The sequence below is a fragment of the Azospirillum argentinense genome (assembly GCF_000632475.1).
Lineage (GTDB): Bacteria > Pseudomonadota > Alphaproteobacteria > Azospirillales > Azospirillaceae > Azospirillum > Azospirillum baldaniorum.
In genome coordinates, this window is record NZ_CP007795.1 from 798510 (window position 1) to 810000 (window position 11491).

Here is an 11491-nt window from a genome sequence, read left to right on the forward strand (position 1 = left end):
TGCGGGGATCGAACCAACTCGGCAATGAGGGCGGGTCAGCTGCCGAGAAGCTCCTGCACGGCGGCAAGGAGTTGATTGGAGGCGACGGGTTTGCGGAGGAATGTCACGCCAAGGTCCGTGGCGTCACGTTCGCTGTCAGACCCCATATCCCCGGTCAGAATGATGCCGGGTATCGGATGGCCAGCCTGTGCGCGGATGGAGGCGACGGCGTCCGTTCCGACGTCGCCTCCTCGCAGTCGGTAATCCGCGACGACAAGGTCCGGCGCACGCGGCATGTCTCGCAGACCTTCGAGAGCCTGCGCCGCGGACCCGGCGATGACGACCTCGTAGCCCCACTCCATGAACAATGTCCGCAACCCGGAGAGCACGATCACGTCGTCATCGATCAGAACAGCCAAACGCCGTTGCCCGTCGGCCGTTACAACCGGCTTGGGCCGGGGCGGACTTGTCCCCGCGGCGCCCGCAAGGGGGACATCGACCGCAAAGGTCGATCCACGCCCCGGTTCGGAGCGTACGGTCACCGGGTGATCAAGCAGTTGGGAGAGCCGCTGCACGATGGCAAGCCCCAGGCCCAACCCTTGGCTCCGGTCGCGTTCCGGGTTGTTGACCTGATGGAACTCTTCGAACACCCGACCCATCTGCTCGGCGGATATGCCGATTCCACTGTCGTGAACCTGGATGCTCACGCGGTCGGGAGTGATGTCGCAGACGACCCGCACATAGCCTTCAGGGGTGTAGCGCAAAGCATTCTCGACCAGATTGCGCACTATGCGACCGAGCAGCACCGGATCGCTTCGCACCGCCAGAGTTGGTCCGGGGTCGGTGACATGGAGTTCCAGACCCTTGCTCGCCGCGATCGGTGAATAAGCGGCTCGCATCTCATCCAGCAGCGATGCAAGCGGCATGTCACGGACCTGAGGCACAATCGTTCCGACATCCAAGCGAGAAACGTCGAGCAGGCTGTCGAGCAGAGCCTTCAACGTGTCCAAGGCACGCTCCAAGGCCATCAGCGACCGGCGGCTCCGGTCCTCGAGGGCATGAGACTGCAAAACGCCGGCGAACAGCAAAGCCGACTGGAGCGGTTGCCGCAAATCGTGGCTGGCGGCGGCCAGGAATCTGGACTTGGACTGGTTGGCTTCATCGGCCAGAGTCTTGGCATCCCGCAGAGCCTGCTCCATTGCCCGACGCTCGGAGACGTCCATGTTCATGCCGCTCAGGCGGACTGGACGACCGCTGCCATCATGTTCCGCCCGCCCCACTCCCAGTAACCAGCAGACCCCCTTTCCCGGATGCGAGATGCGAAACTCCGCTTGGTAATCCGGCCGCCGGCCTTCGAGCACGTCCTGCACGGCCTGCCGCAACGCCGGGTGATCGTCCGCAACAACCAAGTCGTAGAACGCGGGTTCACTGGGGTGGATGAGGTGGTCCCCGTTCCCCGGACAGTTTTGCGGCTGGGATAAGCTTGGTTCAGGTCCGTGTCATGCCGCCAATCTGATCCCAACCGGGACGCCCTGGTGGGCTTCAGCCGGGGTTCGGCCGCCGAGCGCAGAGTGCGGTCGGTCGGCGTTGTAATACTCGATCCACTGGCCGATTCCGGCCCGCGCCTCGCTGCCCAACTCGAAGGCATGGAGGTAGACACACTCGTACTTCAGCGATCGCCAGAGCCGTTCGATGAACACGTTGTCCATCCAGCGGCCCCGTCCATCCATCGACACCCGAATGCCGGCCGCGGTCAAGAGGCCGGTGAAGCGCGGGCTGGTGAACTGGCTGCCCTGATCGGTGTTGAAGATCTCCGGGCGGCCGTGCCGCGCCATCGCCTCCTCCACCGCCTCCAGGCAGAACTCGACGTCCATGGTGTTCGACAGTCGCCACGCCAGCACCCGACGTGTCGCCCAGTCCATCACGGCGACCAAGTACAGGAAGCCACGGCGCATGGGAATGTACGTGATATCAGCGCACCACACCTGGTTCGGACGGTCGATGACCATGTCCCGCAGCAGGTACGGCCAGATTTTGTGCTCCGGATGAGGCACCGTCGTCTTTGGACGCTGGTAGACCGCCTGCAAGCCCATCCGCAGCATCAGACGGCGGACCCGCTTGCGGTTGACCTCCTGCCCCTGGCGCCGGAGATGACGGGTCATCTGCCGGCTGCCGTACCAGGGCGTCTCCAAAAACTGCGCGTCGATCCGCCGCATCAGCTCCAGGTTCTCGGCCGGCTCGCCCTTCACCGGCTCGTAATAGCTGGAGCGGCTGAGCGACACCAGCGCGCACTGTCGCGTGATCGACAGGCGCGGATGCTCCGGCTCGATCATCTCCCGCCTCCGGCCAATGCTCATCGTCCGGAGGCCTTGCGCAAAAAATCGCGTTCCACGACCAACTGGCCGATCATGGCGTGCAGCTTTTCCACCTCGCCCTGATGGCTGGCCTCAGCAGCCTCCGCCTTGCCGGAAAACACCCCGGCCATCCCCTCGACGGCCTGCTTCTTCCAGGCGTTGATCAGCGTCTGGTGCACCCCGTGCTTGGCCACGAGCTGCGACACCGTCAGCTCGCCCCGAATCGCCTCCAGCGCCACCTTCGCCTTGAACTCCGCCGAATACCGCTTCCGTTTCCCCGTCATCGGGTCCGTCCTTCCTGATGGGCGAACCAAGCTTATCCAACTGTCCGGGGAACGGGGACCACCTCAGGAACGTCGTCGGATCGACACCCAACAGACGGTACATTCCATCCGACCAGGTTACGGCACCGTTGCGGAGATCAAGATCCCACAAACCAGCGTTTGCGGCGTTCAAGGCAATGGCGAGATTCCGTTCGCTCCGCTGCAAGGCCGCCTCCACGGACTTGCGCTCGGTGATGTCGATGTTCAGGCCGCTCATGCGCAACGGCGTGCCGTCCGTGTCGTAATGGACGCGCCCGGTGGATAACACCCATCGGACCGTCCCATCCGGGAGCATGATGCGGTATTCCAGTGCGAGATAGGGCTTCCGCTCACCGAAGAGCTGCGCCTGAGCCGCGGCCGTGATGGTTTCGACATCGTCCGGTTTCACTGTACGGAGCCAGGACTCCAAGCAGGGAGCATCGCTCTCCGGGTCCAAGCCGAACAGGCGATAACTGCCCTCCGACCAGTGCCCGTGCCCGGTGCGCAAATCCCAGTCGAAACTGCCGGCCTGAGCCGACTGCAGGGCCAAGCTGAGGCGTTCGTTGCTTGCCCGAAGTTCCTCTTCGGCCATCGTCCGTCGGGAAATGTCCAACAGATGGACGGTCAGGCCCCTCGGGGTGGGAAACGCTCGGAGCCAGAACCAGCGGCCGGTCTGCGGACCGCGGAATTCGACGTCCACCGGAACCCGTTCGGTCATGGACCTGTGCAACTCATCCGCCAACTGGCCTTCGGCGAGTTCGGGAAAGGCGTCCCACAGCCGCATGCCGTGCAGGTCGCGGCCTTGAGCGACCAGGGTCCTGGCCATATCGTTGAGTTCGAGGAATCGCCAGTCCCGATCGAACTCGATGACGCCATCCACGGTGTTGGCCAGCAACACGCTGACTTTGCGGGCGGAGTGTTGGGCCTCTTCGCGCACTCTCAGGAAACGGCGTATACCCCACAGGGCGCCGAGGCCCGTGGTCAGGAGCAGCCCCAGAAAGACGGCCACGGTCCAGAAGGTTGCGGTGTGGATGGGACGCATCGCCGTCGCTTTGTCGAGCCCGACGTGCAGATACAGGCCCTGGGCACCCGACGTTGCCGGTGAATAGGCAAACACCCGTGGCCGACCGTCCATCCCCGCCAATTCAACCACACCTTTGGTCGCCTCGCGCAACAAAGGACCGAACGGTTCCGGCAACAAGCGGCCGGCCAGTTCCGGTGCGTCAGGGATGGTTGCGAGAACCGTTCCGTCACGGTCGGCGACAAGGAGACAGGTGTTGTCCGGCAAAGAGTCCTGCGTGAGGGACTCCCGCAGCCAAGCGGTGTCGAGAAGTGCCGCAATCACTCCATGATAATCTCCATCCTCCCGGCGGTGGGCACGGGCGAAGGGAATGGCGGGTTGTCCCGTGATCGGCGATCGCATGGACTGGCCTGTGACGATGCCATCGGTGCTCGCCGCATCCTGGAGGAGCCGACCTGCAATCACCCGCCCCACCGTCATAGGATCTGTCGAGCACCATACGGCACCGTCCGCGTCGGAAATTTCCATTGCCATGTAGCTCGGATACTTGGCCCTGATCCGGGACATGACCTCCTGGCAGGCCGTGGCATCCATACGCCCCACCCCCGCTTCGGTAAGAGCGAACAGGATGTGATGGATATCCTGTATGATCCGTCTTTGTTCCGCGTCCACAAGGTCAAGAAAGTGGCTGGCATCCTGTCGAAGCTCGGCCTCACGGGCCGCATGAAGCTGCATGATCGGAAAGAGCTCGAACGCCAGCAACGGAGCAGCGATGAGCAGGAGGAATGACAGCAGGCGGTTGGCTTTTTTACGAGGCGCTCGCTTCTGTAAGGACTTCAGCAATTCCTGTCTCCAAGGGCCGCCCTTCTCTTCCCTGGAGCATTATACAAAAATACGCCGGTATGTGATCAGATAAAAATACCACCCCCCAAAGATAGACATCGACATATGCCTTGAGGCAGAGCTGCCAGCCCTGTCAAAAAAGCCTCCTCAACTTCTTTCCCACACTCCATCCGGAAGAACGCCTCTCTGTTGAAATCAACCTTCACTCCCGCAAGCTCGAAGAACTTTTTTGAGCAATTGTTTTGCTTTCCAGCGCTGAATTATATTTCCATGGCGCAGCACCATCTCGGCGTAATTCTTCGCCATAGAGGAGAAACACAGAATGCCTTCTTTTTGGGCAGCCTCGTCGGTGCATGCATACTGAGCCTGACGGATGCATAAATAGGCGGTCCGGCACCCATCGAGCGCTATGCTTGGCGGAAAATCGACCATCGTGCCGAGCCTCGTAGAAGCAATATTGAACAAATTTTGCGCAAGATAACCAGGACGGTGGCGAACGATTCAGCGTGATCCACGTTTCCAGATGAATGACCTCATGATTGCTACCTCTTGAGCTGCAACGCTGACCATCGCCCCGCCGCGAACCGCTCGTCATGAGCAGCTGCCTGTGGAGGCGCCCATTCAACTCCGGCGCATCGTGTGGCTCCAGCGAAAGAGCGTCGTATGATCAGGCGATAGGCACCAAGCGGCGGTCTGGCCAGGACTCGGATTCGAGAGCTTCCACACCGCTCGGCAGACCATCGCTGGCGAACAGATCGTCGCCATAGTCCGTAACGGGCAGGTCGCCGCCGTTCCCATCAACAACATTCCGGCCCCGTAGGCCTTCATCGAGGCCCTGTTCGGCGCGATCACCTGACGGCGCCGATACCGCGGTCCCGCGTGCCCACTATCCGATGTGCGACCGAATCCGATGAAGTCCAGCTGCTTTTGACGACGATCAAGGCTGCCCGTTCTCCACGCTCGCAGCATCCATATCGCGCCCGAACCACCAACTGATCCGACGGAAGCGACAGTGCCAATGAATGAAGCCCAAATCGGACTGCTGATCGTCTCGCCGCTGCTGATCGGCATGGTTGTGCTGTTGTATCGCCAGGGTGTCATGACGCGAAGCGGCGCAACGCTCGCCGCGCTGGCTTCAGTCGGCACGGTAGCGTGGCTATTCTTTACTCAGTAAATTGTGTCCACTTTCGAGGTGGCAACGTCAGGAGGGATGGTGGTTGTCCTCGTCAGAACGCAAACACCGCCGATCGTCGTTGTGACCAGTTGTGGGAGGTGGTCAAAGCGGCGATGGCAGCGACGATCTTCGCACCACCCTGGACAGATGGCTCGATGGGATTTGCGTAGTCCTCTGCCTTGTCGCAGACCAGGCGCAAGTCGATGAGCGGCAAGCCCCGTATGAATGCCTCACGGGTGATGACATCGTTGAAGATGGTCAGGCCGGTAATGACCAATCGTTGCCGAAGCGGGTCGGGATAGTGCGCGTCGTAGATCGTGCAGACCGCCGTCGGCAAGCGCGAGGCCAAGACGGCGTCGAGCATTGTCCCATAGTCGCCCTCGAACCGCTCCCGTATCTCGCCCAGCCTGTTGACCACCGCGGCAACAGATCGCGCTCCTTCATCCAGCAGACCGGAGTGGCGCAACGCATCGTTGCCGCCCACACTCACGATGAGATGAGTCGCGTCAGGAGGACATTGCTGGATTTGCCGAACGACGCTGCTGGTCACGGCACCGTCTTCTGCTCGTAACGTCGCACGCCAGCCCGACGGTAGACGCAAACGAAGCTGTGCCGTCACGTCCGGTCCGCCTCCGACATAGGCGGAGTTATCGAAGATCGAATCGCCCAGCAGGACGATATGCGGCATCGATGCGGATGAAACCATGCAGCGTCTCCCTCAGTGCCATTGCCGCAACAGCGAACAACGGCCTTTCTTCCCATTTCAAAGCGGAGCTCTCTCCATCTTCCTGTGCCCTCTGATCGCTTGAACCACGCTGGCGCTGAAGGCGCTTACCGTCGCGCCAGGGTGCCTGAGTGCGGCTCAAGCCCAAATGCGCATCAACGCCGAAACGGGGGCTTTGGAAGACGGGGGTGCACCTCAGGCCCAATCAGACCGATTCACTGCCCCAAAATTCTTCTTGACCTCAAGCGAGCTTGAGGTTTTAGCCTGGGTGTATTGGATCTGGCATGCCAGAGCCGATTGCAACATGGACTGCAAAAGGCAGCGATCCCCAGCGCACCAAGGGAGGCGTGTGTGATCTCTCCGACATCCGTCAATTGGGCCATGCTCAACACGCTGCGCGCCATGCCGGGTCCCGAGGCCACGACACCTCCGGTCTCGCTGCTGGCCATCACGAAGGCGGCAAGCTTGAAGCCGGCCGCCGTGAGGCCGGCACTTTGCGAATTGGTCAGGCAGGGTTTTGCCCAGGAGTACACAACACAGCACGGCAAACAATACGCGAGAACAAAAGAAGGTAATCAGCGAATATTGGAAATAAAGGGCTGGCTTCGGTAGCCATTCAGAGGCCCGCGGGGATCAACGGCCCGCATCCTCCACTCCTGCTCGTTTCAATGGCGAACGGTTTGGTCACGCCGCCAGGCTCCGCATGCCTGCGGCTCAACAGGGAGAGACGGCATGGGCAAGGCACTCGAAGGCGTGCGGGTTCTGGACTTTACCCATGTTCAGTCGGGTCCGACCTGCACGCAGCTTCTGGCGTGGTTCGGCGCCGACGTGATCAAGGTCGAGCGTCCGGGCGAGGGCGACATCACGCGCGGCCAGCTCCGCGACGTGCCCGAGGCCGACAGCCTCTACTTCACCATGCTGAACCACAACAAGCGGTCCATCACGCTGGACACCAAGAACCCGGACGGCAAGCGCGTCCTGGAGGATCTGGTGCGCATCTGCGACGTGATGGTCGAGAATTTCGCCCCCGGCGTGCTCGACCGCATGGGCCTGACCTGGGAGCGCATCCAGGAGCTGAACCCCCGAATCATCGTCGCTTCGGTCAAGGGCTTCGGCCCCGGACCCTACGAGGACTGCAAGGTCTATGAGAACGTCGCGCAGTGCGCCGGCGGCTCGGCCTCGACGACCGGCTTCGACGACGGCCCGCCGATGGTCACCGGCGCCCAGATCGGCGACAGCGGCACCGGCCTGCATCTGGCGCTGGGCATCGTGACGGCGCTCTACCAGCGCACCCAGACCGGGCGCGGCCAGAAGGTGCTGGCGGCCATGCAGGACGCCGTGCTGAACCTCTGCCGCGTCAAGCTGCGCGACCAGCAGCGGCTGGAGCGCGGCCCACTGAAAGAGTACCCGCAGTACCCCAACGGCGAGTTCGGCGACACCGTGCCGCGCGCCGGCAACGCCTCGGGTGGCGGCCAGCCGGGCTGGATCCTGAAGTGCAAGGGCTGGGAGACCGATCCCAACGCCTACATCTATTTCATCACCCAGGCGCCGGTCTGGGCGAAGATCTGCGACGTCATCGGCAAGCCGGAATGGGTCACCGATCCGGACTACGCGACGCCCGCCGCGCGCCTGCCGCGCCTGAAGGACATCTTCGCGACCGTCGAAGAATGGACCATGACCAAGACGAAGTTCGAGGTCATGGAGATCCTGAACAAGTACGACATCCCCTGCGGCCCCATCCTGTCGATGAAGGAGTTGGCGGAGGATCAGTCGCTGCGCGAGACCGGCACCATCGTCGAGGTCGATCACCCGACGCGCGGCAAGTACCTGACGGTCGGCAACCCGATCAAGCTGTCGGACAGCCCGACCGAGGTCACGCGGTCGCCGCTGCTGGGCGAACACACCGACGAGATCCTGCGCGAGGTGCTCGGCTTCGACGAACGCCGCATCGGCGAGGTTCGCGACAGCGGCGCTCTGGGTGCCGCGCGCAGACCGCTGACCACCGAGTAGGACAGGCGGCGGCCCTCCCCGAAAAGGACAAACGCGATGGCCCATCAGCGCATCACCGGCGACGCGTTGCAGGAGGCCGCCGCCCCCGAAAATCCATCCAAGCTCACCTTCAAGACGTGAGCCGACCAGTTTGCAAAGGAGGAAAGGCCATGACCACAGTCATCGATCCGCTCCACACCGAGCGTCCAACGGATGTCGTCCGCCGCCTTCTCGACACCGCCAAGGCCGAGGGCCGCAATGCGCTGACCGCGCCGGAAGCCAAGCAACTCTGCGATGTGTACGGCATTCCAGTGCCGAAGGAAGGCTTGGCGACGAGCGCCGAGGAAGCCGTTACCCTCGCCGAGGGTATGGGTTTCCCGGTGGTGATGAAAATCGTGTCGCCGCAGATCCTGCACAAGACTGAAGCCCGCGGCGTCCTGGTTGGTCTCCAGAACGCCGACGCCGTCCGACAAGGCTTCAGGACCATCATGGAGAACGCCCGCGCCCATGATCCCGGGGCGGACTTGATCGGTGTGCAGGTCCAGCAGATGCTGCAGAGCGGCGTGGAGGTCATCGTCGGTTCCATCACGGACCCGAGTTTCGGCAAGCTGGTGGCCTTCGGCCTCGGTGGCGTGCTGGTCGAGGTGCTGAAGGACATCACCTTCCGCCTCGCCCCGGTCAGCCGCGAGGAAGCCCTCTCGATGCTTGACGGCATCCAGGCCGCGGAGATGCTGAAGGGCGTGCGTGGCGGCAAGGCGGTCGACCACGAAGCGCTCGCCGAGGTGATCGTCAACGTCTCGCGCCTCGTCGACGAGGTGCCGGAGATCGTCGAACTCGACCTCAACCCGGTCTTCGCGCGCGAGAACGGAGCCACCGCCGCCGACGTGCGCGTGGTCCTGGATTTCGCGGCCAGAACGCCGCGCTACCGGCCGTCGCAGGAGCAGATCGTCCGGCAGATGAACCGGATCATGAAGCCCGAGGCGGTGGCCGTCATCGGCGCCTCGGCCGAAGATGGGAAGATCGGCAACTCGGTGATGAAGAACCTCATCAACGGCGGCTACAAGGGCGAGATCTATCCGATCCATCCGAAGGCCGACGACATCCTCGGCTACAGGGCCTACAAGAGCGTCAAGGACGTGCCGGGCGACATCGACGTGGCGGTGTTCGCCATTCCGGCCAAGTTCGTCGCCCAGGCGTTGGACGAAGTCGGCGAGAAGAAAATCCCCGGTGCCGTGCTAATCCCTTCGGGCTTCGCCGAGACCGGCAACGTCGAAGGGCAGGAGGAGATCGTCGCCATCGCGCGCAAGCATGACGTGCGGCTGATGGGGCCGAACATCTACGGCTTCTACTACACGCCGAAGAACCTGTGCGCCACCTTCTGCACGCCGTACGACGTGAAGGGCAAGGCGGCGCTGTCGTCGCAGTCCGGCGGCATCGGCATGGCGATCATCGGCTTCAGCCGCTCCGCCAAGATGGGCGTGTCGGCGATCGTCGGGCTCGGCAACAAGTCGGACATCGACGAGGACGACCTGCTGTACTTCTTCGAACAGGACGACAACACCCAGGTCGTCGCCATGCACTGCGAGGACTTGAAGGACGGCCGGGCCTTCGCGGAGGCCGCCAAGCAGGTTTCGAAGAAGAAGCCGGTGGTCGTGCTGAAGGCCGGGCGGACGGCGCTTGGCGCACGGGCGGCCAGTTCCCACACGGGCGCGCTTGCCGGCAACGACAGGATTTACGAAGACGTGCTGCGGCAGTCGGGCGTGGTCCGGGCGCGCAGTCTGCAGGACCTGTTGCAATTCGCCCGTGGAATCCCGGTGTTGCCGACGCCGAAGGGCGAGAACGTCGTGATCATCACAGGCGCCGGCGGATCGGGTGTGCTGTTGTCCGACGCCTGCGTGGACAACGGCCTGTCGTTGATGGCGATGCCGCCGGACCTCGACGCCGCCTTCCGCAAATTCATCCCGCCTTTCGGCGCCGCCGGCAACCCGGTGGACATCACGGGTGGCGAACCGCCGTCGACCTACCAGAACACCATCCGGCTTGGCCTGGAGGATGACCGCATCCACGCGTTGATCCTGGGCTACTGGCACACGATCATCACGCCGCCAATGGTGTTTGCCAAGCTCGTCATCGAGGTGAAGGAGGAGATGAAGGCGAAGGGCATCGAGAAGCCCATCGTTGCTTCGCTGGCCGGCGACGTCCAGGTGGAGGAGGCCGCGAGCCACCTGTATGACCATGGCGTCGTGGCCTACCCCTACACGACCGAGACGCCGGTCTCGGTGCTGGGCGCCAAGTACAAGTGGGCTCGCGCGGCCGGGCTGGTTTAGGGCCTGTTAGCGCTTGATCCAATCGAGGGCGGCGGCGAGGCAAAGGACGCCCGTGAAGGAGTTGACAGTTTTCTCGTAGCGGGTGGCAATTGCCCGCCACTCCTTGATCCTGGCCCAAAAGCGCTCGACGAGGTTGCGGTTGTTGTAGATCCATGCCGGACAGGCGACCGGCGCATCGGTCTTTTTGTGCGGGATCGCCGGTCGTGCGCCGAGTTCTCAGACCCGCTGACGGAAGGCGTCCGAAGCGTAGCCACGGTCCCCCACGACCCAGCCGGGAACCTCTGGCAGGATCGCCAGCAGAACGGGGGCGAGCGGCAGTTCGTGGGCTTGGCCGGGCGCCAGGGCGAAGCCGAGCGCCCGCCCACCGCCATCCACGATCACGCAGGCTTTTGTGCCATAGCCGCCACGAGAGCGCCCAAGCACTTCACGCACGTCCCGCTGTGCTCCAGATCCCCTTTTTCGAGGCGCCCACCGCCTTCGCGTGCGCTCGGATATTCGTGCCGTCCAGGAAGGTCATGCCGAGCGCGACGCCGCGCTGCTGGGCCAGATCGAGCAAGCGCTCCCACACGCCCAGCCGCGCCCAGCGGATGAAGGTCTGCGCCGCCATCCACCACGGCCCCAACTCCGACGAAACTGTGCGCCTTGGCTCCGTTCGTATGCCGCCAGAGGATTGCCGTAACGGTGCGGCGCAGATGCTGGGGTGGTGTCTTGCCGCGCGGGCGGCAGGCTTCGATCAGCGGATACAGAAGCGCCCATTCCGCGTCCGTCAGAACCTCGT

8 protein-coding genes and 2 pseudogenes (1 of these 10 running past the window's edge) are annotated in these 11491 nt (G+C 63.2%); 4 read left to right on the forward strand and 6 right to left on the reverse strand.

Annotation, left to right across the window (positions count from 1 at the left end):
• Positions 1-35 precede the first annotated feature (35 nt).
• The 4 genes and pseudogenes from ABAZ39_RS25945 to ABAZ39_RS35825 all read right to left on the reverse strand — a co-directional run bounded on the left by ABAZ39_RS25945 (position 36) and on the right by ABAZ39_RS35825 (position 4931).
• Entirely contained in the window at positions 36-1388 is a 1353-nt protein-coding gene (locus tag ABAZ39_RS25945; protein WP_081863333.1) for a hybrid sensor histidine kinase/response regulator, read from the reverse strand.
• A gap of 90 nt (positions 1389-1478) precedes the next feature.
• A protein-coding gene (locus ABAZ39_RS25950; protein WP_103041826.1) for an IS3 family transposase occupies positions 1479-2617 on the reverse strand; the annotation gives its coding sequence in 2 pieces (ribosomal slippage) (positions 1479-2362 and positions 2362-2617; 1140 coding nt in all).
• A 214-nt stretch (positions 2618-2831) separates the two neighbouring features.
• A pseudogene (locus ABAZ39_RS37590) lies at positions 2832-4391 on the reverse strand (PAS domain-containing protein); the annotation flags it as partial.
• Positions 4392-4694: 303 nt separating this feature from the next.
• Complete coding sequence (locus tag ABAZ39_RS35825) at positions 4695-4931, reverse strand: hypothetical protein (protein WP_144243636.1); 237 nt, start codon at positions 4929-4931, stop codon at positions 4695-4697.
• Between the two features lie 586 nt (positions 4932-5517).
• Here ABAZ39_RS35825 and ABAZ39_RS36630 point away from each other — a divergent pair.
• A complete protein-coding gene (locus ABAZ39_RS36630) occupies positions 5518-5673 on the forward strand; it encodes a hypothetical protein (RefSeq protein ID WP_176025463.1) in 156 nt (51 codons plus the stop codon).
• A gap of 52 nt (positions 5674-5725) precedes the next feature.
• Here the strand turns inward: ABAZ39_RS36630 and ABAZ39_RS25965 are convergent, their stop codons facing one another.
• Positions 5726-6379, reverse strand: coding sequence for an SGNH/GDSL hydrolase family protein (locus ABAZ39_RS25965; RefSeq protein WP_201041742.1), 654 nt, complete (start codon positions 6377-6379; stop codon positions 5726-5728).
• A 399-nt stretch (positions 6380-6778) separates the two neighbouring features.
• Between ABAZ39_RS25965 and ABAZ39_RS34790 the strand changes: the two genes are divergently transcribed.
• The 3 genes from ABAZ39_RS34790 to ABAZ39_RS25975 all read left to right on the forward strand — a co-directional run bounded on the left by ABAZ39_RS34790 (position 6779) and on the right by ABAZ39_RS25975 (position 10713).
• On the forward strand, positions 6779-7009 hold the full coding sequence (locus tag ABAZ39_RS34790) for a hypothetical protein (protein ID WP_207197666.1): 231 nt from the start codon (positions 6779-6781) through the stop codon (positions 7007-7009).
• Positions 7010-7129: 120 nt separating this feature from the next.
• Positions 7130-8407, forward strand: coding sequence for a formyl-CoA transferase (gene frc, locus ABAZ39_RS25970; RefSeq protein ID WP_040136926.1), 1278 nt, complete (start codon positions 7130-7132; stop codon positions 8405-8407).
• A gap of 149 nt (positions 8408-8556) precedes the next feature.
• A complete protein-coding gene (locus tag ABAZ39_RS25975; RefSeq protein WP_051658557.1) occupies positions 8557-10713 on the forward strand; it encodes an acetate--CoA ligase family protein in 2157 nt (718 codons plus the stop codon).
• A 6-nt stretch (positions 10714-10719) separates the two neighbouring features.
• Here ABAZ39_RS25975 and ABAZ39_RS34795 read toward each other — a convergent pair.
• Positions 10720-11491 (reverse strand): annotated as a pseudogene (locus ABAZ39_RS34795) (IS5 family transposase); it runs 19 nt beyond the window's last position.

Coding starts and splice junctions, on each gene's coding strand:
- ABAZ39_RS36630 (WP_176025463.1), top strand. CDS start 5,518: ATGAATGAAGCCCAAATCGGACTGCTGATCGTCTCGCCGCTGCTGATC.
- ABAZ39_RS34790 (WP_207197666.1), top strand. CDS start 6,779: ATGCTCAACACGCTGCGCGCCATGCCGGGTCCCGAGGCCACGACACCT.
- ABAZ39_RS25965 (WP_201041742.1), bottom strand. CDS start 6,379: ATGGTTTCATCCGCATCGATGCCGCATATCGTCCTGCTGGGCGATTCG.
- frc (WP_040136926.1), top strand. CDS start 7,130: ATGGGCAAGGCACTCGAAGGCGTGCGGGTTCTGGACTTTACCCATGTT.
- ABAZ39_RS25975 (WP_051658557.1), top strand. CDS start 8,557: ATGACCACAGTCATCGATCCGCTCCACACCGAGCGTCCAACGGATGTC.
- ABAZ39_RS35825 (WP_144243636.1), bottom strand. CDS start 4,931: ATGGTCGATTTTCCGCCAAGCATAGCGCTCGATGGGTGCCGGACCGCC.